This is a genomic window from Sphingomonas sp. AP4-R1 (assembly GCF_013113735.1).
Lineage (GTDB): Bacteria > Pseudomonadota > Alphaproteobacteria > Sphingomonadales > Sphingomonadaceae > Sphingomonas_I.
Genome location: NZ_CP053346.1, coordinates 4114881 through 4140562, shown reverse-complemented (window position 1 = coordinate 4140562; position 25682 = coordinate 4114881). Strand labels below are relative to the sequence as shown.

Here is a 25682-nt window from a genome sequence, read left to right as displayed (position 1 = left end):
CCTTTCCGTTCCGTGATGTGCCGGAAGGCTTTACGCGCCCGCGGGCGTCGGCTCACCCCAGCCGCCAGGGCGGCGGCTCTTGGGAATGGAGGAGCCGCCGATCGCGAGCGAGCGGGGCGCGCGGTCCTTGGGATCCTCGCGGCCGATATCCTCGCCGGCGATCGCCTTCTTGGATTCTTCGCCGGTGAGCGTCTCATATTCCAGCAGGGCCGTGGCCAGACGGTGCAGCTCGTGCAGATTGTCGGTCAGCACCTGGCGGGCCTTGGCCTCGCCTTCCTCGACGAGGCGACGCACTTCACTGTCGATCAGACGCGCCGTGTCCTCGGACATATGCTGGTTGCGCGACACCGAGTGGCCGAGGAACACCTCGTCCTGATTGTCGCGATAGCGCAGCCAGCCGAGCTTTTCGCTCATGCCATATTCCATTACCATCGAACGGGCCATGTCGGTGGCCTGCTGGATGTCGTTGGAGGCGCCGGTGTTCAGCTCGTCCGCGCCATAGATCAGCTGCTCCGCGATACGGCCGCCGAAGCAGAGCGCGAGGCGTGCCTTCATCTGCTTCATCGTCATCGAATAACGATCGCGCTCGGGCAGGTTCCACGTCACGCCCAGCGCGCGACCGCGCGGGATGATGGTGACCTTGTGGAGCGGATCGCAGCCGGGGACGTGGAGCGAGACGAGCGCGTGGCCGGCCTCGTGATAGGCGGTGGCCTTCTTCTCGTCCTCGGTCATGATCATGGACTTGCGCTCGGCGCCCATCATCACCTTGTCCTTGGCTTCCTCGAACTCGCGCATCGCGACCAGGCGCTTGCCCTTGCGCGCGGCGAGCAGGGCCGCCTCGTTGACGAGATTGGCGAGATCGGCGCCCGAAAAGCCCGGCGTGCCGCGCGCGATCGTGCGCGAATTGACGTCGGGCGCGAGCGGGATCTTGCCCATGTGGACGCCGAGGATCTTCTCGCGACCCTCGATATCGGGCTTGGGCACGACGACCTGACGATCGAAGCGGCCCGGACGCAGCAGAGCGGGGTCCAGCACGTCGGGGCGGTTGGTTGCCGCGACGATGATGATGCCCTCGTTCGCCTCGAAGCCGTCCATCTCGACGAGGAGCTGGTTCAGCGTCTGCTCGCGCTCGTCATTGCCGTTGCCGAGCCCGGCGCCGCGATGGCGGCCGACCGCGTCGATCTCGTCGATGAAGACGATGCAGGGCGCGTTCTTCTTCGCCTGCTCGAACATGTCGCGCACGCGGCTCGCGCCGACGCCGACGAACATCTCGACGAAGTCGGAGCCCGAGATGGTGAAGAAGGGCACCTTGGCCTCACCCGCGATGGCGCGGGCGAGCAGGGTTTTGCCGGTGCCGGGCGAGCCGACCAGCAAAGCGCCCTTCGGGATCTTGCCGCCGAGGCGGGCGAACTTGGACGGATCTTTTAGGAAATCGACGATCTCCTGCAGCTCCTCGCGCGCCTCGTCGATGCCGGCGACGTCGTCGAAGGTGACGCGGCCCTGCTTTTCGGTGAGCATCTTGGCGCGGCTCTTGCCGAAGCCCATCGCGCCCGAGCCCGCATTCTTTTGCATCTGGCGCATCACGAAATAGCCGATGCCGAGCAGGATCAGGAACGGGAAGCTCTGGTAGAGCAGATAGGTCCAGACCGAGGGCTGCTCCTCCGGACGCGCACGGAACGTGACGTTCTTCGAGGTCAGGCGCTGGATCAGGCCGGGATCGTTCGGGGCGTAGGTCTTGAAGGTGGCACCGTTCGAATATTTGCCGGCGATCACGCCATTGCCGATATCCGCCTCGCGCACCGAGCCGTCATCCACGCGGGCCAGGAATTCCGAATAGGCGATGCTCTCGCCCGCCGGTTGCCGGCTGCCATTCTCGAACATCGAGACGAACAGGACGATCGCTAGGAGAATGCCCAGCCATATGGCGAGGCTCTTCATCCAGGGATTCGGTCCTTGCGGGTTCTTGTCTTCGCTCATGCGCGCTTACCAGCCTTTCGAGAACAGGCATTATGTAGGACAGCAGGGGTTAATGGCAATGGAACAACGGCCGATCAAAATTGCACGTCCTTGGGCGTGCAACGCGCGACCCCCTCGGATGGTGCCCCGGGGCGCGGCGCCCGTCAGGCGGATCGGTGGGGCGGGGCGGGGGTGAAGCGCCACGTCCGGCCCGGCTGGATGCGGAGCCCGGCGAGGGTGGAAACCCGGTTTTCGGCCAGTCGATCGAGCAGACGATCCACCTCGTCGCCGCGCAGGATGGCGTGGGGGGCGAGGCGGGCGAGCGCGGCGATCAGCAGCCGGCGGCGCAGCTCGCGCGGCAGATCGGCGGCGGCGAGCGTGGCCGAATCGGACTCGTAGCGCTCCGCGAACAGGCGATCGGCGGTGAAGGCGAGCGCATCCTCGGCCTGCGCCATATGGCTGGCCACCGCCGCGAGGCGCGTCGGATCGGGCCAGCCTTCCGCCAGCCTGGCGCGGACCGCGGCGCGATCGAAGCGGGGGTCGCGGTTCGAGGGATCGTCGATCGCCGAGAGGCCGGCCGCGCGGACGATCGTGCCCAGCTCGCTGCGGCGCCAGCCGAGCAGGGGGCGGATCAGGCGCACGCCGTCGGCAAGCGCGCGGTCCGGGCGGATGCCGGAGAGGCCCGCCACGCCCGCGCCGCGCTCCAGTCGCATCATCACGGTTTCCGCCTGATCGTCGAGATGATGCGCGGTGGCGAGGGCGGCAATGCCGCGCGCATGGGCCCATTGGGCCATCGCCGCGTAGCGCTCGCGCCGGGCGGCGGCCTGGATACCGGCGGGATCGTCCGCGACGGTGACGCGCAGGGTCGCATGCGGGACGGAGAGCACGGTGCAGAGGTCGGCCGCGAAGCGCGCTTCGCCGGCGGCCTCGGGGCGAAGGCCGTGATCGACGGTGACGGCGGCGACGCGTCCGGGCAGGGCGGCCGAGGCGAGCAGCAGGAGGGCGAGGCTGTCCGGTCCACCGGAAACGGCGACGGCAAGGTCCTCCCCATGCATAGCATGGGGAGGGGGACCAGCCGAAGGCTGGTGGAGGGGCATTGCCGAACGGTCGGGATTTTCCCCTCCACCATGCTTCGCATGGTCCCCCTCCCCAGCAAGCTGGGGAGGAACGAAGGGGGCGACATCCCGCGCGAACCGCGCCACCTGATCCGGATCGGGCGGGGTGATCGTCACCGCCGCCGCATCCGTCACTTGCAGTCGGCGGCCTTCTTCGCCGCGGGCAGCTTGCTCTTCAGGCCGGCGGCGAGGGTGGTGCCATAGACCTGCTCCAGCTCGCCATAGGCCTTGCAGGCGTCGGCGGGCTTCTTCAGCTGGGTCAGCGCCTGGCCGAGATAGAAGAGGCTGTCCGGTGCGCGCTCGCCGCGCGGATCGGTCTGGTAATTGGCGTAGAAGGTCTGTGCCGCCATGGCGGGTGTGCCGCCGTCCAGCTGGGCGCGGCCGAGCAGGTTGCGCGCATAGCTGGCGCGCTTGTGCTTCGGATATTTCTTGATCATCGCCGAAAGCGCGGCCTGCGCCTCGGGGAATTTCTTCTGATCCCACAGCTTGTAGCCGGCCATATAGGCGTCCTCGCCCGCATCGCCCGTCGAGGGAGCGGCGGGTTCGGCGGCGGCCGGGGCCGGCGCGGGTTCGGCGGCAGCCGGCTCGGCGGGCAGCGGACGCGGCGGCGTGCCCTTGCCGGGGCGGCGCGGCGGCGCGGCATCGATCGGGAGCGGCGCGTTCAGCGTCGGGGCAGGCGCGGCGCCGCCTTCCAGCACCTTCAGTCGCGCGTCCAGATCGGCGCGATCCTTGGCCTCGGTCTGGGTCAGCACGTCCAGCTTGTGCTGGTTCACCTCGATCTGGCCGGTGAGCGTCTCCAGCTCGCGCTCCAGCGCCTCGACGCGGCCGGTCAGATCCCGCACCGCCTGATCGGCGGGCGCGCGCTGGACGGGGGCGGCGGTGGCGGGGGTGGCGGCGATCTCAGGTTCGAAGAAAGCGGGGCTGCCACCGGGGAAGACCTTGCGCTGGACGGCCTTCATCTCCTTTTCCAGCTTGTCGACACGCGGCGCCATCTTGTCGGCGCTCTGCGCCAGCGCCGGCGTGGCGACGGAGGCAAGCAGGCAGGCGATCGTCAGCGGACGCAGAAACATAAAGGCGGCTCTTTCGGCTCGGATTCGGAAATGGAGCCCCACCATAAAGCAGATGAGCGCCCGATGAAGCGGGAACCGCTCAGTTCGGTCCGGCCTGCGGGGTTGCGGGCGCGGACGTCGGGGCGGGCGCGGGCCTGACCGGGACGGAATCGGTATCCGAGGCGATGTTCACCGGATCGGGAATGAGCGCCACGGCGCGCTCGCCGGTGCCGCCCGACAGACGCTCCAGCAGCGCTTCCGGCTTGAGGCTCACGTTGCGGACGCGCTGCTCGGGCGGACCGAGCGGCGGGATCACGCTGCTGCCCACCGTCACCTTCAGCGCGTTGGGCCGGCCCGTCAGCAGGCGCGGATCGGCGGCCGTATCGGGCACGGTGAAGCTCTTGCCCGTATCCAGCATGCCCTCGAACAGCTTGCCGTCGCCATCGGTGACGCGCAGCCACACGGGCGATTCCGCGGTAAGAACGGCCGGACCGCCAGCGGTGGCGGGCGTCGGAGTGGCGGCCGGAGCCTGTGGCTTCGCGGCAGGCAAAGCGGGGGCCGGGGACTCCGCCGGAGGCGCGGACGCGACCGCCACCGGATCCTCGCTGTGCATGCCGCGCCAGTAGAGGAAGCCCAGCACCAGCACGACCACGGCGAGCAGGCTCACCCACACCAGGCCGCGTGACGGCGTGCGCGCGGGATCGGCGGGCTGATAGACTTCCTGATAGGCGATGCGCGGCGCCGCATGCGTCAGTTCGCCGCGGAATTGCTGCGCCAGTTCCTGACCGTCCAGCCCCAGCATGCGCGCATAGGTCTTGACGAAACCGGTGCTGTAGGTGGCGGCGGGCAGGCCCTGATGGTCGTCATTTTCCAGAGCGGTCAGGTGGCGCGTCGGAATGCGCGTCCGCTCGGCGATTTCGCCCAGCGAAAGACCCTGCGCCTCGCGCGCTGCACGAAGTTGTCCACCGACCGTCGTGGCAGTCGCTTCCGCGAGCCCGTTGCGGATCTCGTTCATCCGGCTTCCCAGCAAAGTTGTGACGGCTTAACCTCGATCACTGCGGAATGATAGCTGCCGCAGTTAAAGCAAGCTCTCAAGCTATTCTTACATCGTGGGCAACGGCCCAATCGGTGAGTGCTGCACGCATGGCGACGGGCGGACGCGCGAGCAGCTCCGCCATGGCCTCGCGCAGGGCGCCGACATCCAGCGAACGGATCATCGCCTTGACCGGGCCGATCGCGGCGGGCGTGATCGAGAGGCGATCGAGCCCGACGCCGATCAGCGCCATCGCCTCCAGCGGGCGCCCGCCCATCTCGCCGCACACGCCGACGGGGACGCCCGCCTCGTCGCAGGTGCGGACGACGCGGCGGATGAAGCGCAGGATCGCGGGCGAGAGCCAGTCGAACCGCTCGGCGAGCTTCGGATGCGCGCGATCGGCCGCGAACAGGAATTGCGTGAGATCGTTCGTGCCGATCGACAGGAAATCCAGCTTGGGCAACAGGATGTCGAGCGCTTCCGCCAGCGCCGGCACCTCCAGCATCGCGCCATATTTGATCGTCAGCGGCTGCGGCTTGCCACGCTTGGCCAGACGCTCGCGCTGTTCCTCGAACAGGGCGCGCGCCTCGTCGAACTCCCATGGCTCGGAGATCATCGGGAACATGACCTGCAGCACGCGATTGCCCGCCGCCTCCACGAGGGCCGAGGCCTGCGCCTTCATCAGCGCGTCGCGCTCCAGCGCCAGCCGGATCGCGCGCCAGCCCATCGCCGGATTTTCCTCCTCGATCTCGTCGCTCGTCATGTAGGGCAGCGCCTTGTCGCCGCCGACATCCACGGTGCGGAAGATCACGGGCTTGTCGCCCGCCGTCTCCATCACGTCGCGATAGACGCGCTGCTGACGCTCGCGCTTCGGCAATTCGGCCGAGACGAGGAATTCGAATTCGGTGCGGAACAGGCCGATCCCGTCGGCGCCGGTCGTATCCAGCGCCGCGACATCGTCGCGCAGGCCCGCATTGACCATCAGCATCAGGCGGCGACCATCGCGGCTTTCCGGCGGCAGATCGCGCATCGCCGCATATTCGGCGCGCAATTTCTGCGTGACCGAAAGCCGGCTTTCGAACGCCTCCTCGATCTGCGGGTTGGGGCGGGCGACGGCATTGCCCTCGCTCGCATTGAGCAGCAGCATGTCGCCTTCCGCGATCAGGCGGCGGGCATCGCGTACGCGGCCCAGCACCGGAATGCCCATCGCGCGCGCCACGATCACGACATGCGCGGTGAGCGATCCCTCCTGCAGGATCACGCCCTTCAGCCGTCGCCGATCATATTCCAGCAACTCGGCCGGGCCCAGATTGCGCGCGATCAGGATCGAATCCTGCCGCAGGCCCAGTTGCGCCGCCGTGCCGAGCTGACCGGAGACGATCCGGAGCAGGCGATTGGAGAGATCCTCCAGATCGTGCATCCGGTCCGCGAGCAAGGGATCGTCAATCTCGCGCATCCGCATCCGCGTGCGCTGCTGCACGCGCTCGATCGCGGCCTCCGCCGTCAGGCCGCTGTCGATCGCGTCGTTGATGCGGCCGCGCCAGCCTTCATCGTAGGCGAACATCTTGTAGGTCGCGAGAATGTCCTGATGCTCGCCCGCCACGCCGAAATCGGCCTGGCTCATCATGCGATCGATCTGGTCGCGCATCTTGTCGAACGCGGAGTAAACGCGGTGGCGCTCGGCCTCGATATCCTCGGCCACCGTATGCTCGACGATCACGCGCGGCTGATGGAAGACGGCGCGGCCCTGGCCCATGCCTTCGACGAGCTTGAGACCGGTCATCCTCACCGATCCGCTATCGCGGCCCGATCCTGAACCGGGACCTTGCGTTTCGTCGATCAGGCCGGCGCCCGCGATCAATTCCGCCAGCACCATCGCCACCGTCTGCAGCGCCTCGATCTCGATATCGGCATAGCGGCGCTGATCGACATGCTGCACCGTCAGCACGCCCACCGCGCGCTCGGCCCGCACGATCGGGACGCCGGCGAAGCTGTGATACAGATCTTCGCCGGTTTCGGGATTATGGACGAAATCGGGGTGGCTGGTCGCCTCCGCCAGATTGAGCGTCTCGGTCTTCTCGGCGATCGTGCCGGTCAGGCCCTCGCCCAGCGCCAGCTTCGTGACGTGGACCGCCTCCTGCTTCAGCCCGCGCGTGGCGAACAGCTCCAGCACGCCTTCGCGCAGCAAATAGATCGAGCAGACCTCGCTATGCAGCGCCTCGCCGATGATCTGCGTGACCTGGTTGAGCTTGGCCTGCGCGTTGGTACGCGACGCCATCACGTCGTGAAGGCGGACGAGGATTTCGCGTGCGGCGGTGGCGGATGAGGTGGGCGGCATGGTCGTTAATCACGAGCTAACAGCAAAGGCTCGCCTCGCACAACTTACGGATTGTTAACCGCCAGAACCACGATCGATGCGAACAATGCGAGCAGGCCCAGCAGGAAGATGCGATCGGCCCATTTGCCCATGCTCGTTTCGCGGGGAGCGGCGCGCACGGCGAGATAGGAAAGGACGCAACTGAGCGCGAGCAGGACGGCCGATCCCCAGGCCACTTCGTCGGCCAGCGTGCCGCGCGCCGCGTGCGTGACGTTCAGCCCCGCAATGATGACGAGCGAGATGCCGAGAAGGCTGGAGGCGGCGTTGAGGATCTGGCCTTGGAAATCCTGGGGGCGCATGGCCGTGCCCTGACGCGCGTTGCCTGTCCGGTCAACCGAAGAGGGCGACGGATGCGGCCAAATGGTTGATCGCATTCCTCTTGGGGCTTTGTCGGGGCTTTGGGGCCTGCGGGGTGACAAGCCTGCGTCGCGCCGTTTGCGCTGAGCCTGTCGAAGCACTGTCCTTCTTTCCAGCACCTGGGAAAAGAAGTGCAGCCCTTCGACAGGCTCGGGGCGAACGGGGTTTGGCGTCGGCCGTCGACAGAAAGATGCGGGCCGCTCAGGCGGCGCGGCGCTCCAGCGCGGCCGTGGCCTGCTCCACCAGTTCTGCCAGGATCTCGGCGACGGGTTGCTCCTTCGTGACCATGCCGACCGACTGGCCGGCCATCACGCTGCCATGCTCGACATCGCCGTCGATCACGGCGCGGCGGAGCGCGCCCGCCCAATAATGCTCGATCTGGAGCTGGGCCTCGGCCATGGCCAGTTTGCCCTCGTCCAGCGCCTGCGCCACTTCGCGCTGCTTGGCGGTGAACAGTTCGCCACCCGCATTCTTCAGCGCGCGCACCGGAATGACGGGCAGGCGCGGATCGATCTGCACGCTGGCCACCGCGTCGCGCGCGGAGGCGCGGATGAAGGCCTTCTTGAAATTGGCGTGCGCGATGCACTCCGTCGCGCAGACGAAGCGCGTGCCGAGCTGCACGCCCGATGCGCCCATCTCCAGATAGCCCGCGATCGCCTCGCCCCGGCCGATGCCGCCCGCGACGAAGACGGGCACCTGCTGCGCGATCTCGGGCAGCATCTCCTGCGCCAGCACGCTCGTGGAGACGGGGCCGATATGGCCGCCGGCCTCCATCCCCTCGATGATCAGCGCGTCCACGCCCGACCGGATCAGCTTCTTGGCGAAGGTGAGCGTCGGCGGGAAGCACAGCACCTTGGCGCCGGAGGCCTTGATCCGGTCGATCGCGCCCGCCGGGGGCAGGCCGCCCGCCAGCACGACATGGCCCACCTGATGCGCGGCGCATACATCGATCAGCGCGGTGAGATCGGGGTGCATCGTGATCAGGTTCACGCCGAACGGCTTGTCGGTCAGCGCCTTGGTGGCGGCGATTTCGCGATCGAGCAGATCGGGCGTCATGGCGCCGCACGCAATCACGCCGAAGCCGCCCGCATTGGAAATGGCGGAGACGAGGTGGCGCTCCGACACCCACGACATGGCGCCCGCCATGATCGCGAAACGTGTGCCGAGGAAGTGGGCGCCGCGCTGCATCAGCGCATCAAGCTGGGTCGGTTGAGTCATGTCGCACGCCCTAGCCGCACAAAACGCCAGAGGCGAGAGGTGCGTTGGCTCTGCGGATAGCACCTGAAAACAGTCAAAAATCGCCTGCATTCCGCATTGCAGCGTAAATCAGAAGATCAAGGCGTATAATTAATGCTTGCCGAAACGATCTATCGATCTTTGTTGAAGTGAAAAGGCGATATTACAAAATGTAAATCAACAATAGAAGGAATTATGGTTAACATGATTCGATGTGTTGTTGGGTATATTAGAAAGAACGATAATCATAAAAAATTGGCTGAAATCCTTTTTACTTCAAGTTGCGATAAAATGTTCTGGAACATCGACAAGATGAGTCGCGTTGATAGTCGGGGTGAGCAAAAGGAGGGTGATCATGAGTAAGTTGTCGCGTTCGCGGATTTCTCTCATTTCTTCGGCCGCTGTGCTCGCCTTGGTGCTGTCGGCCTGCTCTACGGAAGGTGGCACGCGCCTCGGCAGCGTCGGTGTTCCCGGTGTCAGCGACACGGGCGGCAGCGGATCGACCGGCGGCGGAACGTCGGGAGGTGGCGACACCGGCTCGGGCGGCTCCACTGGCTCCGGTGGTTCCAGCGGCGGCACGGGATCGGGCGGCACCGGCTCGGGCGGCACGGGTACAGGCTCGGGTGGCACAGGAACGGGCACCGGAACCGGAACCGGAACCGGAACCGGAACCGGAACCGGGACTGGCACCGGCACCGGCACCGGCACCGATACGGGCGGTACCCAGTCTCCCTCGGGCTTGCTCGGCGGTGTTCTCGTGACGGCGGGCAACGCCGTTCTCGGCGTCGGCGACGTGCTCGACGCCGCGACCCAGCCGGTCAATGCGGCGTTGCCGGCGACCACGCCGATCACCGGCACGATCGTCGGCATCAGCAATGATACGGGTCAGGCGCTGGTCGACGCGGGCCATGGCCAGCAATTGCTGGTGGATGGCCTGAAGGGCGTCGTCGGCGACGTGGTGGCGATCACCGCGCTGAATACCAGCGTCACGTCGCCCGCCAGCGGAACGGGTGCCGTCGGCGTCGGCGTGGCCAGCGCGACGCAGCCCCAAGGCACGATCGCCTCGGTAGGGCTGCTGACAGGCGGCAATCTCGCCACCGCGACGGTCAACGGCGTCGCCAATCTGGCGATCCACGAAGTGACGCCCGGCGCGCTGCAGAACCTGGCCGCCGTGAATGTCGCCAACACCGGTGTCGGCGGGGCCGCGCCGCTGGTGGGCGTATCGGCCCTGTCCGATACGGCGGCGAACGGGCAACTTCTGTCCGTCACGGCGCTGCAGACGAACGGCGCGGGGCAGATCGCTTCCGTCAATGCCCCGGTCGTCAGCCAGGTGGTGGACACCGCCACGGGCGCTTCGGGCGGACTAATCGGCGTGACGGCGGGCAATACGGCCATCGGCAGCGCGGCGCCGGTCGTCGCGGTGAACGTCGCCTCCAACGCGCCGGTCACCGGATCGCTGGCGACGGTGTCGCTGCCGGTGGATGCGGCGATCGCGCCGGTTGCGGGTGCGGTGCTTCCGGCGGTGACGGCGGCGGTGGCGCCCGCCGTCTCGACCCCGGTCGCCAATGTCGTGGCGCCCGTGACGGCGGCCGTCGCGCCGGTGACGAATGCGGTGGTTCCGACGGTGACCGCCGCGCTCTCGCCCGTCGTGAACGCGCCGGTGGCGGACGTGGTCGCTCCGGTGCAGGCGGTGGTGGCTCCGGTCGTCAATACGGTGGTGCCGACCGTGACGGCGGTGGCGACGCCCGCGGCGAGCACGCCGGTGGCCAATGTCGTGGCGCCGGTGACCGCCGTGGTCACGCCGGTCGTGAACACGATCGTGCCGACCGTCAGCGCGGTGATCGCGCCGGTGGTGACGCCGGTGGCCGCGACCGGGCAGACGGGAGGCCTCGTCGGCGGGCTGACGGGTGGCCTGCACGGGCTGGTTCAGCGCTGACCCGCGCTGATCCCGGACCCGAGGGTGCGGCCCGGACGGATCGGAAGAGTCCCCGATCCGTCTGGCCGCTTCCTCGTCACCGGTCTCCGACCTCTTCCTGATCCGACCAGCCGAAAAGGAGCGCAGCGATGCTCGCTGTGTGGACGCTCGCGGCGGCGGCGCAACTGGATGTGCCGCCCGCCTTGCCGACGACTCGTACCCCTCTCATCCTCGACCAGAACCGGCTCGACCGGACGCCCGATCCCACGGAGGCCCCGCGCGAGACGAAGCCCGCGCCGCGCACCGCGCCCACGGGCGGCGCGCGCGTGGAAGGCGCTGATGCCGGCGTGCAGATCAACAGTGTCAGCTTCGGTGGCGCCAAGGTGCCGGCGCGGGTGGCGAATGCCGCGCGGCCCTATCTCGGCAAGCGCGCGACCAGGGAGGTGCTGGGCGATCTCGCGAAGGCATTGTCCGATGCCTATGCCGATGCGGATATCGCGCTCTACACGGTCATCATCCCGGACCAGAGCTTCGCCAAGGGCGTGGTGGTGGTGCGCGTGGCGGAGGGCTTCGTCGAGCGCGTGGTGTTCACGGGCGGCATGACGCCGCTGATGAAGGCCTATGCGACCCAGTTGACCAGGGAGCATCCGCTCAGCAAGCGCGCGCTGCAGCGCTACCTGTCGCTGATGCGCGACATTCCGGGCGAGAAGGTGGACGTGCAGGTGCTGCGCGGCACGAAACCCGGCGGTATCGTCCTGCAGATCAAGGGCGCGCGGAAGCATACCGATTTCTCGGTGAGCTACGACAATCGCGGGCAGGATCAGCAGGGCAATTCGCAGGTCCGCGCCGATGCCCACGCCTACAGCCTGCTGCGCGACGGCGACCGGACAGACCTGACGGGGCTGATCACGCCGAACGTCAATCGGCTGCGCTACATCTCCCTCGCGCACGGCACGCCGATCGGCACGGACGGGGGGCAGCTTTCGCTCTCGGTGGGGTATCTGGCGACGCACGCCAAGCGCACCGATTTTGACGGCACCGCCAAGACGGCGGGCATCACCTATTCCTATCCGATCATCCGGGGCTACACGAAGAACCTCGTCGCCAGCATCGGCGTGGACGGGATCGACAGCGATCAGGCGATCCTGGGCGCGGTGGCGTCCGCCGATCATACGCGCGCGCTGCGCGGCGCGCTGGGCTTCTCGATCGTGAAGACCAGATCGGTCATCACGGCGGGGCTCACCGTCAGCCGGGGGCTGGATATATTGAGCGCGCACGGCACGCCGTTCCTCTCCGAGCCCGTCTTCACGAAGGTGAATGCCCGCGCGAGCTACGATCGGCAGATCGGCAAGACATTCGTCGTGCGGACCAAGGGGCAGCTGCAATATAGTAAGGATCCGCTGCCGGCCGGCGAGCGGATCGTGATCGGCGGCGCCGATTATGGCCGCGCGTTCGATCAGGCGGTGGTGAGCGGCGATCGCGGCTATGCGGTGCTGGGCGAACTGGCCTTCCGGCCCAAGCTCGGTGCCAAGCTGCAGGGCAGCGAGCTATATGGCTTCACCGATCATGCGAAGGTGCGCTTCGTCGATCGCCTGCCTTATTATCGCGGCGCGAATTTCGACGTGGGATCGGCGGGCGGGGGCGTGCGGATCGCCTTCACGCCGCGCGCCTGGCTGGAACTGGAAGGCGCGCGCGTGATCGACAAGCCCTATCCGGGCTATCAGGGCAAATGGCGTTTCAATGTCAGCTGGCGGCTGCAGCTCAAGAAGAGCTGAGCGGGTGCCCGGTCATTCGCCGCCGACGAGGCCTTGATCGGAGGTTTCGCGCGCGAGGCGATCGTCGCTCTGCACCGCGAGGCGCTGGCGATGACGATCCTCGCGCTGCTCGGCGGCGACGGCCTCGAGCCGCCACACTTCGGCGGCCTTGGTCGCGATCGCGCGGACATTGTCCAGCGTGGTCTCGGCGGCGCGCTTGATCTGGATCGCTTCCTGCGAACGGCAAAAATTCGACGAATTCTGCATGCGCGATCCTTATTTGGACGTGATGTCGGTCGCCTCTGCCCGATATTCGGCACGCAGAAAGGTGCGCGCACGCGTGGCGGTTTCGAAGCTCTGCTCCAGCAATTCCGACGAGACGAGCGGATAGCCCTGCGAATTGAAGCGCGTCGTGCGGATGGTCACGCGAAACTTGCCTTCCTCATCCTTGGCGACGAGATAGGGCTTAACGGCAGTGCGCGACATAGGGGTCTCCGGGGTGTTCGCGCCGGGCGAAGGGGCCGGCACGGTCGGACTGGATGCAGTCCTCTGGCAATCGGGCGGACGTCGAAACGCCCGCCCGCGTCACGTTCAGGCTTCCTGAAGGTTGACGGCCGAGGTCTTGCCGCGGCGATCGGTTTCCAGCTCGTAGGAAATGCGCTGGTCCTGCTGCAGCGTGCTCATGCCCGCACGCTCGACGGCGGAGATGTGCACGAACGCATCGGTGCCGCCATCCTCGGGAGCGATGAAGCCGTAGCCCTTGTCGTTGTTGAAGAACTTAACTTTGCCGGTGATCATGGAGGATATCCTTTGTCCATGTGACGGGTCCGCGCCGACATGGCGCCTCCCGGCTCGAAGCAGCTAGAAAGGGACAAAGGGGAGCCAAGAGCGGCCCGATATCCGTCGCAGGCGACGTAAGCACGGTCTCATATAGGGCATTTGGCGAAAATTGATAGGGGCCGACTGCGCGCACGGTTTTCGGCGCCGCTCCGGCGTCTTCAAGGACCGTTCCGGCGGGCCGCGTGGTCACTGCGTAATGGATTGTTCAATTTAGGTCCAAAGGCCTTCCAATATTCTCCAAATTCGGCCATCCTCGTTACGCTTTGTAAACTCGGGGGGCGTGGCGATGCGGTGTGGAGTGGTTTTGGCGGCCTTGGTCGCGGCGGCGACGGGATCGGCCGCGCAGGCGGTGGTGGTGAATTACGATCTGGTGATCGATCTGAGCAAGGCGACGCAGAGCGGCAATCGGACGACCGTCAATCTGCCCGCCGACATGATCTCCCTCCTGCCGGGCGATACGCTGAAGGGGACGGTCAGCTTCACGGGCGGCAGCATCGTCACGCTGACGAACAACACGTCCTCGCCGGGCCAGTATGAACTGGTGCAGCTGGTCTTCACGCCCAGGCCGAGTGTCGGCAATGTCGATCAGGCTGTGTCTTCGGTCAGCCTCACCGGCGTGAGCGGGAATTATACGGGCGACAGCGCCATTCAGACGATGATCACCACCAATCTGACCGCCAGTGCCTTTGCGGACCTGACGGCGACCTCCTTCTCCTTCACCGGCTTCACCTACAGGCTGGACTATTATGCGGGGTCCGCGAGGGCCTTCACGCCCTCGCAACTGACGCTGGGTTATACGGTGGGCGTGAGCGCGCCGCCGCCGTCTGTGCCGGAACCGGCCACCTGGGCGATGATGATCGGCGGCTTCGGTGCGATCGGCGCGCGCCTGCGCCGGACGCGGGCAGGGGGCCTGCCGTCGCGCGCGGCCTGAGGGCGGACGAGATTTTCATCTTCAACCTCCCGGCGCGGCGAACCGTACAGAATTGAGCGGGATCGGTTCGTCGGCCGGATCAGCGATGGGAGTAAGCGATGCGGATTTTCCTGACGACGACAATGTCGGTGACAATGGCGATGGCGCTTCTGGCGGCATCCGCCGCGCCGGCTGCGGTGATCACGCGGGATTATGTGTTCGATCTCGGCACGGCGACGGCGAGCGGTGCCTACACCTACGTCCAGTCGACGGACGGGCCGTTGACGGTGTCGGCGGGGGACACGCTGCAGGGGACGGTGAGCTTCCTCGGCGGGCCGATCACACTGACGAACGATCCGACCAGTCCGGGGCCGGGCTACGAACTGGTCGGCCTCAATTTCTATTCGAACGGCGGCACCACGACCGGCACGTCCGTCATCAGCCTGACGGGGATCAGCGGGGATTATACCGGCCTGGCGAGCTATAGCGGCGCGACGATCGGTGGCCTCTTCGCGAGCGCGTTCAACGATCTCACGCCGACGGCCTTCTCGTTCACCGGGTTGACCTACAGCCTGTCATTCGAAAGCGGCACGGCGACCAGCTTCCGCGCGCCGCAGCTGGAGCTGGCCTATGATGCGCGGCTGGGCGGGGCGCCCGCTTCGGATGTGCCGGAGCCCGCGATCTGGGCGATGATGCTCGCGGGCTTCGGGGCGATGGGGGCTTCGATGCGTAAGCGCCGGCTAATCGCGCTCGACGGAAGCCCTGCTCTATAAGGGAAACCGTTCGTCCTGAGCGCAGTCGAAGGACGGGCTGCAAGCGATGCGCCCGGCTTCCCGTACTTCGACTTCGCTCCGTACGAACGGGGAACGGAAAGCGGAAACGCAGGCAGCCTTCAGGCCGCCGCGTCGTCCGCATCCAGACCGTAGGCGGTGTGCAGCACGCGCACGGCCAGCTCGACGAAATCCTCGTCGATGATCACCGAGACCTTGATCTCGCTGGTGGTGATCGCCTGAATGTTGATGCCGCGATCGGCCAGCGCCTTGAACATCGCGGCGGCGACGCCCGCATGGCTCCGCATGCCGACGCCCACGACCGAGATCTTGGCGATCTTGGTATCATGCTTCACGCCGATATGGCCGATCGTGGCCTGCTGCTTGTCCAGCACGTCCAGCGCGCGGGCCAGTTCGGCGCGCGGCACGGTGAAGGTCACGTCGGTCGACTTGCCGTCCGACGCGACGTTCTGGACGATCATGTCCACGTTGATCGCGGCTTCGGCGAGCGGCGTGAAGATCGTCGCCACCGCACCGGGCCGGTCCGGCACGGACAGGAGCGTGACTTTCGCCTCATTCTTGTCGGCGGCGATGCCGGTGATCAGCTGGCGTTCCATCTTGTCCTCTTCGATCTCGTCATCGCCCACGATCAGCGTGCCGCGATGCCCATCATCATCCTTGTGGTCGTCGAACGAGGAGAGGACGCGCACGCGCACCTTCTCCTTCATCGCGAGGCCCACCGAGCGCGTCTGGAGCACCTTGGCGCCCACCGACGCCAGCTCCAGCATCTCCTCATAGGTCACCTTGCCCAGCTTGCGCGCCTTGGGCACGATGCGCGGATCGGTGGTATAGACGCCGTCGACGTCCGTGTAGATGTCGCAGCGATCGGCCTTCATCGCCGCCGCCACCGCGACCGCCGACGTATCCGATCCGCCGCGGCCGAGCGTGGTGACGCGGCCATCCTCGCTCATGCCCTGGAAGCCGGGGATCACGGCGACCTCGCCCTTCGCCATCGAGGCGCCGATCACCTCGGCATCGATCGTGGTGATGCGGGCCGAAGCGTGCGTGTCGCTGGTGCGGATCGGCAGCTGCCAGCCGAGCCAGCTGCGCGCGGGCACGCCCAGCGCCTGCAGCGCGATCGCGAGCAGGCCGCTCGTGATCTGTTCGCCCGCCGCGACGACGACGTCATATTCCTTGGGATCGTAAAGCGGGCTCGCCTCGCGGCAGAAATTGACGAGGCGATCCGTCTCGCCCGCCATGGCCGAGACGACCACCGCCACTTCGTTGCCGCGCTCCACCTCGGCCTTGACGCGCTGGGCGACGTTACGAATGCGTTCGATCCCGGCCATGGAGGTGCCGCCGAACTTCATCACGATACGGGCCATCTGTCGTCTTCGCCGCTTGAGAAAGGTGGAAAGGCCCGAAGCTGGGGGCTTGGGCCGGCGGGAGCGCCCTGATAGTTACCCACCCCCATGAACGCAACCGACACGATCGAACCCGCCGAAGCCGCCTTTTTCGGCACGCTGGCCGCCGAATGGTGGGATCCGAAGGGATCTTCCGCGATGCTCCACAAGCTCAATCCGGTGCGCCTGCGCTATCTGCGCGACCGGATCGACAGCGAATGGGGCTGCGATCCGCGCGCGAGGCGTCCGCTGGAGGGGCGGCGCGCGCTGGACGTGGGTTGCGGCGCGGGACTGCTGAGCGAGCCGCTGGCGCGGCTCGGCGCGCAGGTGACGGGGCTGGACGCGGCGGCCGAGAATGTGGCGGTGGCGCGCGCGCATGCCGCAGGGCAGGGGCTGGCGATCGAGTATCGCCATGGCGGGATCGAAGGGCTGGCGGGCGAGCGCTATGATCTGATCGTGTCGATGGAGGTGATCGAGCATGTCGCCGATCCGGCGGCGTTCGTGGGCGGCATCGCGCGCGCGCTGGCGCCGGGCGGGCTCGTCCTGCTCTCCACGCCCAATCGCACGCCTTTGTCCCGGCTGGCGCTGATCACGCTGGGCGAAGGCCTGGGGATGGTGCCGAAGGGCACGCACGACTGGTCCAAATTCCTCACGCCGGACGAGCTTTCGGCGCTGCTGGAGGCGGCGGGGCTCACGGTGATCGATCGCGCCGGCATGAGCTTCGATCCGATGAACGGCTTCGCGCTTTCGACCGATCTCACCCTCGACTATTTCCTCGCCGCGACGCATCAGGCCACCAACGAAGCCTGAAGGAAGTCGTTGAATGCGTAAGGAATACCGGATCCTGGCCCTGTGCGGCGCGGCGCTGGCCGTGATGGCCGCCGCCCCCGTCGCCAAGCCGCAGCTGGGCGCCTGGGGCGTCGATCTCACGGCGCGCGACACGAATGTGAAGCCGGGTGACGACTTCAACCGATATGCGAACGGCACCTGGCTGGCCCGCACCGAGATCGCGTCCGATCGCACCCGCGCGGGCGCCTTCATCACGCTGCGCGACAAATCCGAGGCGGATGTGCGCGCGATCGTGGAGGCGATCCCGGCCGATGCCGCGCCGGCCCAGCGCAAGGTGGCCGATCTCTATGCGAGCTGGATGGACGAGGCCGCGATCGAGGCGGCGGGCACGAAGCCGCTCGCGCCCTATCTGGCCGAGGTGGCGGCGGTGAAGGATCGTGGGGGGCTGGTCCGGCTGTTCGCCTCGCCGGATTATGCCTCTCCGGCGGCGGGCGTGGGCATCCGCCCCGATGTCGACGATCCGACCCATTATGTCGTGACGGTGCGGCAGGGCGAACTCGGGCTGCCGAGCCGCGATTATTATCTGGAGAAGGGCGCGAAATATGATGCGATCCGCGCCGCCTATCGCGCCTATCTGACGCAGATCGCGACGCTGGCCGGTCTCTCCGATCCGGCCGGGCGCGCCGATCGCATGATCGCGCTGGAAACGCGCATCGCCACCGATCAGTGGCCCGCCGCCCAGCGCCGCGACGTGACGAAGACGACCAACCGGATGACGGTGGCGGAACTGACCGCGCTCGCGCCGCAGATCGACTGGCCGGTCTGGTTCCGGGCGCAGGGCCTCGGCACGCCGCCCAAGCTGATCGTGGGCGAGAAGAGCGCGATCGCGGCCAACGCCAAGCTGCTCGACGACGTGCCGCTGGCGCAGTGGAAGGACTATCTCGCGCTGCGCTTCGTGAGTGATCACGCGCAATATCTGCCCAAGGCGTTCGACGAGGCGAACTTCGCCTTCTTCGGCAAGGCATTGGCCGATCAGCCGCGCCAGCGTGACCGCTGGAAGCGCGGCGTGGCGCTCGTCAACGGCGCGCTGGGCGAGGAGGTCGGCCAGATGTACGTCGCCAAGCATTTCCCGCCCGAGGCCGAGCGCCAGATGGCGGAGCTGATCGGCGATCTGCGCGGGGCCTATGGCGAGCTGATCGCCAAGGCGTCGTGGATGGACGAGGCGACGCGCAAGGAGGCGCTGACCAAGCTGGCCTCGTTCGATCCGCGCATCGGCCACCCGGTCCATTATGTCGATTATGCGGATCTGAAGATCGTGCGGGGCGATCTGCTCGGCAATGCGATCCGCGCCGATCGGTTCGAATGGGCGCTGCAGCTGAAGCGCTTTCCCAAGCCGGTCGACCGCACGCTCTGGGCGATGACGCCGCAGACGGTGAATGCCTATTATTCGCCGCCGATGAACCAGATCACGTTCCCGGCCGCGATCCTGCAGCCGCCTTTCTTCGATCCGGCGGCGGATCCGGCGGTGAATTACGGGGCGATCGCCGCCGTGATCGGGCACGAAATGGGCCACGGCTTTGACGATCAGGGCCGCCAATATGACGCGACCGGCCGCGTCCGCGACTGGTGGACCAAGGAATCGGCCGCGTCCTATACGGGCCGTGCCGATCGACTCGCGGCGCAATATGACACTTACGAGCCGCTGCCGGGTCTGCACGTGAACGGCCGACTCACTTTGGGCGAAAATCTGGGCGATCTGGGGGGAATCCAGGCCGGATATACCGCCTATCAACGCTATCAGGCGCGCCACGGCGCATCGCAGGCGATCGGCGGACTGACCGGCGATCAGCGCTTCTTCCTCGCTTACGCACAAATCTTTCAGGGCAAGGCGCGTGACGGATTCCTGCGTCAGCAGGTGCTGACCGATCCGCATAGCCCGGAATCGTTTCGGATCGACGGGATCGTGCGGAATTTCGATCCCTGGTACAGCGCGTTCGACGTGAAGCCGGGCGACAAATTGTATCTCCCGCCGGAGCTGCGCGTGCATGTTTGGTAATGTTTCATAACTGTAAATGCGATCTTTGCATTTTGCGACGCAAAATAGTGGTTGCGCTAACGCGTTCGCAGATGCACAAAGAATACGCCTTTCAGGCATCCTCTCCCAACTTCGATGGGCCGGTCCTCTGACCGGCCTTTTTTTTGCCCGCGCGACGGCCGGGGCGTCTCGCCGTGGTGGCGGATCGGGGACGGGCACGCTATCTGCGGCGGAATGAGCCGGCACAGCAGATCGAACGACTGGGGTTTCCCGCGCTGGCGCAGCTATGGCAGCGAGCGCGGCGCCACCAAGGTCCGCATCTGCGATCGCGACGGCTGCGATCTGCCGGGCGACTGCCCCGCGCCCAAATCACCCAACAGCCCGGAGCGCTGGTACTTCTGCACCGAGCATGCCGGCGAATATAATCGCGGCTGGAATTACTTCGAAGGCCTCTCCGCAGAGGAGGCCGCCGCGCGCGAGGCGGGCGAGCGCGCCACCGGCAGCGCCTATGAGCAATCCCGCCATTATGGCTGGGCCGGGCCGGGCGACGGCAGCCGATCGCGCGACGAGATGCGCGCGCTGGATACGCTGGGGCTCGATCCCGATGTCGAGTTCGATCAGGTGAAGATCGCCTGGCGCCGCCTCGCCAAGGCCAACCACCCCGATACGCATCCGGGCGATGCCGAGGCGGCCGACCGCTTCCGCACGATTCAGGCCGCCTACGAAGTGCTGCGCGTGGCCGAGGAACGCCGCGCGGCGTGACGGCTCGGTCATGAGAGCGGGCGCGTGAGAAGCACGGTCCCCAGCAAATGGGCGGCGGCGGTGATCGTCTGCACCAAATGCGAGAAGAAGCTGGGCGGCGGCTTCGGCAAGAAGGGCAAGGATCGCCTGTCCAAACTGCTCGCCAGGCGCGCGGGCGGCGGCAAGGGTCGCAAGGCGGGCGCGGGCGTGATCCCCAGCAAATGCCTGAAACTCTGCCCGAAGCGCGCCGTCACGGTGATCGACGGCGCCCATCCCGACGAATGGCTGATCGTCCCCGGCGGCACGCCCGTCGAGGAGGTGGAGGCATTGTTGGGATTGGGGACGTCGATCCTGGCCGACTAGAGACCGCCACCCGATCGGGCGGCGGTCTCCTGCGCCCGTTCAGACGAACCGGACTGCCGACACGCGCTTGCGGCGAAGCGCTCCGCCCATCGCGCCGAAGCCGACCAGCATCATCGCCCAGGTCGCGGGCTCGGGCACGGCCGCAGGGGCTGTGCTGGTGTTCAGCGTGAACGCCGTGTTCGCCGTTGTCTCGAAACCGAAGCTCTTCAGCGTCGTATCCTGGGTATAGGCATAGCCGTAATAATCGAGGCCATTCAGCGAGGCGCGCAGGCCCAGATAATTGTCGCCGTTCGAATAAGGGATCGTCGTCGGCGTCGTGAACGACGAGAATTGCGTGCCCGGACCGTAGGTCAGGATGCCCGAACCGCGATCCGGAAAATCCGTAGAGGGCTGGAGCGGGAAGATGAAGAATCCTCCGAACGACCGCACAGCGCCGCCGCCCGACGTCTGCACCGCGGTCGGCATGAAAATGTCGCTGGTAGAACTGAACGTGAAGGTGCTGCCGTCGAAGTTGATCGACACGGGCGCGGCGGCGAAGCTGCTGTTGAGGGTGACGATCATGGGAGCGGCATTCGCTGCGGCACCATAAGCGGGCAGGACGGCGGCCGCCGCCAGCAGGCAAGCGGGTACGATACGGTTACGAAGATGCATGAGGGGCGTCCCTTTTCCCGGCCGGAACCGATATCCCAGGCGGTGTAGGGTAAACGAGCCGTTAACCAGCTTTGTGCCGTGTCGCGGCGCTTAAAAAATAAAAACTTTGCTTGCAACTCAGTGATTTCGGCTGCCGTATATTCCCTAATATCGGTCTGCGGCGCATCGCGCAGGCCCGCTGGCTGGCGGATCGTTCGGCTCGCGGGATCGGGCCAGCTGCATGCTGTTCGGTGCCGTGGCGAGGGGGTGACGGACCGTGCGTGGGACGGCTAGACCGCAGGAATGAAGATCCTGCTCACCGGCTCCTCTGGCTGGCTCGGCCGCACTCTGGCGCCCGTCCTTGTGAATCGGGGCGACACAGTGATCGGCCTCGATATCGCGCCTGGCGCGTATACGCAGGCGATCGGATCGGTCGCGGATCGCGCTTTGATCGATCGGCTGTTCGAAGAACATCTTTTCGATGCCGTGCTGCATGCGGGCGCGCTGCATAAGCCCGATATCGCCCGCTATCCCACGCAGGCGTTCGTGGATGTGAACATCACCGGCACGCTCGCTCTGCTGGAGGCGGCGGTCCGCACAGGGGCGAGCCGGTTCGTCTTCACCTCCACCACCTCGCTGATGATCTCCACCGATATTCGCGAGGCCAAAGGGGATGCGGCAGTGTGGCTGGACGAGGGGAGGGATTCCTTTCGCCCTCGCAACATCTACGGCGTCACCAAGCTCGCGGCGGAGCAACTTTGTCGGCTGTTCCATGACGATCACGGCCTGCCTGTTCTGGTCCTTCGCACCGGACGTTTCTTTCCCGAAGAGGATGACACGCATCGCGCGCTCTCCGGCGAGAATATGAAGGCGAACGAATTGCTCCACCGCCGCCTGACCGTGGAGGATGCGGCCGCCGCGCACGTCGCGGCGCTGGATCGGGCGCCCGCCATCGGGTTCGGCACCTACATCCTTTCCGCGCCCACGCCGTTCGCGCGTGCCGACGTGGCCGAGCTGAAGCGCGATGCGCCCGCCGTGATCGCGCGGCTCTATCCCGACGCGGCCGATCTTTATGCGCGGATGGGCTGGTCGCTGCCCGCCTCGATCGACCGCGTCTATGATGCGGGGCTGGCCGAGCGCGAACTGGGCTTTCGCTGCGCCACGGATTTCGGGAGCGTGCTGGCTGCGCTCCGCTCGGGCGGCGCGTCTCCCGTCGCGCATGATGCCGATTATGTATCGCCCAAGGAGCAGACCAAGGCGACGAATTAGCGTTTATCCGTCATTCCCGCGAACGCGGGAACCCAGCGGAGAGTCGGCAAACTGGGTTCCCGCGTTCGCGGGAATGACGAAGAAGGGGAGAAGAAAGCAACGCCATCTGGCCATCCACGCAGGCCGCGCTTATGTGCGCGCCATGTCTACGTCCGCCCCCCGCACGCTGTATGAAAAGATCTGGGACGCGCATGTCGTCTCGCGCCGCGATGACGGCACCTGCCTGCTCTATATCGATCGCCACCTCGTCCATGAGGTGACCAGCCCGCAGGCGTTCGAGGGGCTGCGCGCGGCGGGGCGCAAGGTGCGCCGTACGGATCTCACGCTCGCCGTGCCGGATCATAATCTGCCGACCACCGCGCGCGTCGATGCGGCGGGCCGCCCGCTGCCGATCGCGGATCCGGAAAGCGCGCAGCAGCTCGCCACGCTCCGCGCCAACGTGGCCGAATTTGGCGTGCCCTATATCGATGCGCTGAAGGCCGAGCAGGGCATCGTCCATGTCGTGGGGCCGGAGCAGGGCTTCTCGCTGCCGGGCACGACCTTGGTCTGCGGCGACAGCCACACCGCCGCGCATGGCGGCCTCGGCGCGCTGGCCTTCGGCATCGGCACGTCCGAGGTGGAGCATGTGCTGGCCACGCAGACGCTGCAGCTGAAGCAGTCCAAGTCGATGGAGATCCGCGTCGACGGCACGCTGGGCTTCGGCGTGAGCCCGAAGGACGTGATCCTCGCCATCGTGGGCAAATTGGGGGCCGCCGGGGGCACCGGCTATGTCGTCGAATATACGGGCAACGTGATCCGCGAGATGTCGGTCGAGGGGCGGTTGACGGTCTCGAACATGGCGATCGAGCATGGCGCGCGTTCGGGCCTGATCGCGCCCGACGAGATCACCTTCGCCTACCTGAAGGGCCGCCCGATGGCGCCATCGGGCGAGCAATGGGAGCGTGCGCTCGAATGGTGGCGCACGCTGCCGACCGACCCGCAGGCCCGCTATGACACGGTCGTGCTGCTGGACGCGAACGACATCGCGCCGAATCTTACCTGGGGCACCAGCCCGGAGGATGTGGTGCCGATCACGGGCATCATCCCCGATCCGGAGAGCTTCGCCGATCCCTCCAAGCAGGAGGCCGCGCGCAAGAGCCTGGCCTATATGGGCCTCGCCCCCGGCACGCGGATGCAGGACGTGTCGGTGGAGAATATCTTCATCGGCAGTTGCACCAACAGCCGCATCGAGGATCTGCGCGCCGCCGCCGCCGTCGCGAAGGGCCGCAAGGTGGCGGACAATATCCGGCAGGCTCTGGTCGTGCCGGGCTCGGGCCTGGTCAAGCGTCAGGCCGAGGCGGAGGGGCTGGACCGCATCTTCATCGAGGCGGGCTTCCAGTGGCGCGAGCCGGGCTGCTCGATGTGCCTCGCGATGAACCCGGACAAGGTACCGGCGGGCGAGCGCTGCGCCTCCACCTCCAACCGCAATTTCGTCGGCCGGCAGGGTCCGGGATCGCGCACGCATCTGCTGTCGCCCGCCATGGCGGCGGCAGCGGCGGTGACGGGTCGCCTCACCGACGTGCGCGAGCTGGTGACATCCGCCGACTGATGCTTCTGGCCGCGGCGCTCGGGCTGGCGATCGCGCCGGCCCGCGCTGTCGTGCCGAAGGATGCGCCGCCGCTGAAGATGTGGCGGCTGGGATGCGGGACGGTGACGATCCCCGATCTCGATTTCCTGTCGGACAGTTTCGCGTTTTCGGGCCAGTCGAAGACGGTCACGGTCAGCTGCTATCTGATCCGCCACGGTGACGACTATGTGCTGTGGGACACGGGCCTGCCGCTCAGCCGGTTGGGCGCGGGGCAGAAGAGCGTCGGAGGCGGGCTGGCGAGACTGGAGCGGACGCTGCCGGACCAGATCCGCCAGCTGGGCATCGCGCCGGACAGCGTGAAGATCGTCGCGCTGAGCCATTATCATGCCGATCATGCGGGGCAGCTCGCGAGCTTCCCCAATGCGCGCGTGCTGCTGGGGGCGCCGGATATCGCGGTGGTGCGGGGCGACAGGAGCGCGTTCAACCTCGATCGGCTGCAATTTCCGGCCACGACGAAGTTCGATTCGGTCGAGGGCGATCGCGATTTGTTTGGCGATGGCAGCGTGCTGATGCTCGCCACGCCCGGCCATACGCCGGGGCATCACAGCCTGCTCGTGCGGCTGCGCTCGGGCCCGGTGCTGCTGAGCGGAGATCTCTGGCATTTCGCGGGCCAGCGTCCGATCCGGGGCGTGCCCAGGATCAACACCAGCCGCGCGGAGACCCTGGCCTCGATCGACCGGATCGAGCAGGTCGCGGCCAATCTCCACGCCAAGATCGTGCTGGGCCATGAGCCTGACGATATCGCCCTGTTGCCGGCTTTCCCCGCTGCGGCTGACTGGAGTTGGTTCGTGCTCCTGCGAAAGCAGGAGCCCAGAGCTTCGGGCGCAGCGCTTGCAGCCCTAGGCTCCTGCTTTCGCAGGAGCACGGGAAGGGAAGGTATGCGGCGGCCGCTCCGCCATCCGCGCCCGCTTCCGCGACGAACCGTGCAACAAGCCGTGGGCGCGCGGCGTTCGCATGGCAGGCGGTGGACGATCGGAGAAAGAGAAAATGACGAAGCTTTGCCGCAAAGCCACGATCGCCAGGCTGGGTCTGGCCCTCGCGCTGCCGCTCACGCTCGGCGCCTGCTACGACGCTTATGGCCCCGGACCTGGCTATGCCGGCGGGCCGCCCATTTACGATGCCTATTATGACGGCTTCTACGGCCCCTACGGCAACGGCTATTGGGGGCCGCGCGGGGTCTATTATTATCGCGACACGCGCGGCCGCTTTCGTCCCGATCGGGCGGGCCATTTCCGCCACGACGAGCGGCCGGGCTTCAATGCCGTCCACGGCTTCCACCATGACGGCCCGCCGCGTGGCGGGCCGGGCCGGGGGCGCGGGCACCGCTGAATTATCGGCGCCCCTGAGAAACGAGGCTGATGCATCATCTGTCCTCCCCCGCCGGGGAGTGTCGGCTTGGATTGCCCCCGGTGATCCAAGCCCATGCCGGAGGCATGGGCGACCCGACACTGTGGCGCGGAAGGCGACGGAGGGGAGATGTCGGCGGCCGGCCGGGCTTCCTCCCCCTCCGTCA

At 66.9% G+C, this 25682-nt stretch carries 24 protein-coding genes; 12 read left to right on the top strand and 12 right to left on the bottom strand.

Going from position 1 to position 25682, the window contains the following annotated elements; genetic code table 11:
- Positions 1-30: 30 nt before the first annotated feature.
- The 7 genes from ftsH to HL653_RS18855 form a co-directional block, all read right to left on the bottom strand.
- Positions 31-1977 (bottom strand): ATP-dependent zinc metalloprotease FtsH, encoded by a 1947-nt coding sequence (gene ftsH / locus HL653_RS18885; protein ID WP_171745880.1) that lies wholly within the window; start codon positions 1975-1977, stop codon positions 31-33.
- A gap of 143 nt (positions 1978-2120) precedes the next feature.
- A complete protein-coding gene (gene tilS, locus HL653_RS18880; RefSeq protein ID WP_171745879.1) occupies positions 2121-3206 on the bottom strand; it encodes a tRNA lysidine(34) synthetase TilS in 1086 nt (361 codons plus the stop codon).
- On the bottom strand, positions 3203-4141 hold the full coding sequence (locus HL653_RS18875) for a tetratricopeptide repeat protein (RefSeq protein ID WP_171745878.1): 939 nt from the start codon (positions 4139-4141) through the stop codon (positions 3203-3205). The genes tilS and HL653_RS18875 overlap by 4 nt, the downstream gene beginning before the upstream one ends.
- Positions 4142-4220: 79 nt before the next feature.
- On the bottom strand, positions 4221-5135 hold the full coding sequence (locus HL653_RS18870) for a helix-turn-helix domain-containing protein (protein ID WP_171745877.1): 915 nt from the start codon (positions 5133-5135) through the stop codon (positions 4221-4223).
- 76 nt (positions 5136-5211) lie between these two features.
- A complete protein-coding gene (gene ptsP, locus HL653_RS18865) occupies positions 5212-7491 on the bottom strand; it encodes a phosphoenolpyruvate--protein phosphotransferase (protein WP_171745876.1) in 2280 nt (759 codons plus the stop codon).
- 44 nt (positions 7492-7535) lie between these two features.
- Positions 7536-7829, bottom strand: a complete 294-nt coding sequence (locus HL653_RS18860) for a hypothetical protein (protein ID WP_171745875.1) — start codon at positions 7827-7829, stop codon at positions 7536-7538.
- 259 nt (positions 7830-8088) lie between these two features.
- The gene (locus HL653_RS18855) at positions 8089-9105 is read right to left on the bottom strand and encodes a nitronate monooxygenase family protein (RefSeq protein WP_253717082.1); all 1017 of its coding nucleotides are present in this window, start codon (positions 9103-9105) and stop codon (positions 8089-8091) included.
- 373 nt (positions 9106-9478) lie between these two features.
- Between HL653_RS18855 and HL653_RS18850 the strand changes: the two genes are divergently transcribed.
- Together HL653_RS18850 and HL653_RS18845 are read left to right on the top strand one after the other, a co-directional pair.
- The gene (locus HL653_RS18850; protein ID WP_171745874.1) at positions 9479-11059 is read left to right on the top strand and encodes a hypothetical protein; all 1581 of its coding nucleotides are present in this window, start codon (positions 9479-9481) and stop codon (positions 11057-11059) included.
- Positions 11060-11187: 128 nt separating this feature from the next.
- Positions 11188-12813, top strand: a complete 1626-nt coding sequence (locus HL653_RS18845; protein WP_171745873.1) for a ShlB/FhaC/HecB family hemolysin secretion/activation protein — start codon at positions 11188-11190, stop codon at positions 12811-12813.
- Positions 12814-12825: 12 nt separating this feature from the next.
- Here HL653_RS18845 and HL653_RS18840 read toward each other — a convergent pair whose 3' ends face one another.
- The 3 genes from HL653_RS18840 to HL653_RS18830 form a co-directional block, all read right to left on the bottom strand.
- A complete protein-coding gene (locus HL653_RS18840) occupies positions 12826-13059 on the bottom strand; it encodes a hypothetical protein (RefSeq protein WP_171745872.1) in 234 nt (77 codons plus the stop codon).
- Positions 13060-13068: 9 nt separating this feature from the next.
- Positions 13069-13278, bottom strand: coding sequence for a hypothetical protein (locus HL653_RS18835; protein WP_171745871.1), 210 nt, complete (start codon positions 13276-13278; stop codon positions 13069-13071).
- Between the two features lie 105 nt (positions 13279-13383).
- Positions 13384-13590 carry a cold-shock protein gene (locus HL653_RS18830; RefSeq protein ID WP_171745870.1) on the bottom strand — a complete coding sequence of 69 codons (207 nt, stop codon included), beginning with the start codon at positions 13588-13590 and terminating at the stop codon, positions 13384-13386.
- Positions 13591-13936: 346 nt separating this feature from the next.
- On the opposite strand from HL653_RS18830, the gene HL653_RS18825 reads away from it, so the two are divergent.
- Both HL653_RS18825 and HL653_RS24360 read left to right on the top strand, forming a co-directional pair.
- Positions 13937-14563, top strand: coding sequence for a PEPxxWA-CTERM sorting domain-containing protein (locus HL653_RS18825; protein WP_253717080.1), 627 nt, complete (start codon positions 13937-13939; stop codon positions 14561-14563).
- A gap of 98 nt (positions 14564-14661) precedes the next feature.
- Entirely contained in the window at positions 14662-15315 is a 654-nt protein-coding gene (locus tag HL653_RS24360; RefSeq protein WP_253717078.1) for a PEPxxWA-CTERM sorting domain-containing protein, read from the top strand.
- Positions 15316-15434: 119 nt separating this feature from the next.
- On the opposite strand, the gene HL653_RS18815 is transcribed toward HL653_RS24360, so the two are convergent.
- On the bottom strand, positions 15435-16697 hold the full coding sequence (locus HL653_RS18815) for an aspartate kinase (protein WP_171745868.1): 1263 nt from the start codon (positions 16695-16697) through the stop codon (positions 15435-15437).
- A gap of 87 nt (positions 16698-16784) precedes the next feature.
- Here HL653_RS18815 and ubiG point away from each other — a divergent pair, with 87 nt between their 5' ends.
- From ubiG to HL653_RS18795, 4 genes are all read left to right on the top strand, one after another.
- Positions 16785-17525 (top strand): bifunctional 2-polyprenyl-6-hydroxyphenol methylase/3-demethylubiquinol 3-O-methyltransferase UbiG, encoded by a 741-nt coding sequence (ubiG, locus tag HL653_RS18810; protein ID WP_171745867.1) that lies wholly within the window; start codon positions 16785-16787, stop codon positions 17523-17525.
- Between the two features lie 13 nt (positions 17526-17538).
- Entirely contained in the window at positions 17539-19560 is a 2022-nt protein-coding gene (locus HL653_RS18805) for a M13 family metallopeptidase (protein WP_171745866.1), read from the top strand.
- Between the two features lie 213 nt (positions 19561-19773).
- Complete coding sequence (locus tag HL653_RS18800) at positions 19774-20301, top strand: J domain-containing protein (RefSeq protein WP_171745865.1); 528 nt, start codon at positions 19774-19776, stop codon at positions 20299-20301.
- A gap of 24 nt (positions 20302-20325) precedes the next feature.
- Positions 20326-20643: a hypothetical protein gene (locus tag HL653_RS18795; RefSeq protein WP_171745864.1), complete on the top strand. Its 318-nt coding sequence runs from the start codon at positions 20326-20328 to the stop codon at positions 20641-20643.
- A 39-nt stretch (positions 20644-20682) separates the two neighbouring features.
- Here HL653_RS18795 and HL653_RS24355 read toward each other — a convergent pair whose 3' ends face one another.
- Positions 20683-21294, bottom strand: coding sequence for a PEPxxWA-CTERM sorting domain-containing protein (locus HL653_RS24355; RefSeq protein WP_253717076.1), 612 nt, complete (start codon positions 21292-21294; stop codon positions 20683-20685).
- Between the two features lie 282 nt (positions 21295-21576).
- Between HL653_RS24355 and HL653_RS18785 the strand changes: the two genes are divergently transcribed.
- From HL653_RS18785 to HL653_RS18775, 4 genes are all read left to right on the top strand, one after another.
- The gene (locus tag HL653_RS18785; protein WP_171745863.1) at positions 21577-22542 is read left to right on the top strand and encodes an NAD(P)-dependent oxidoreductase; all 966 of its coding nucleotides are present in this window, start codon (positions 21577-21579) and stop codon (positions 22540-22542) included.
- Between the two features lie 142 nt (positions 22543-22684).
- Positions 22685-24130: a 3-isopropylmalate dehydratase large subunit gene (gene leuC / locus HL653_RS18780; protein ID WP_171745862.1), complete on the top strand. Its 1446-nt coding sequence runs from the start codon at positions 22685-22687 to the stop codon at positions 24128-24130.
- Complete coding sequence (locus HL653_RS24350) at positions 24130-25299, top strand: N-acyl homoserine lactonase family protein (RefSeq protein ID WP_253717074.1); 1170 nt, start codon at positions 24130-24132, stop codon at positions 25297-25299. Before leuC ends, HL653_RS24350 begins: the two co-directional genes overlap by 1 nt.
- Positions 25184-25498 carry a hypothetical protein gene (locus HL653_RS18775; RefSeq protein ID WP_253718146.1) on the top strand — a complete coding sequence of 105 codons (315 nt, stop codon included), beginning with the start codon at positions 25184-25186 and terminating at the stop codon, positions 25496-25498. The genes HL653_RS24350 and HL653_RS18775 overlap by 116 nt, the downstream gene beginning before the upstream one ends.
- The last annotated feature ends 184 nt before the right edge of the window (positions 25499-25682 follow it).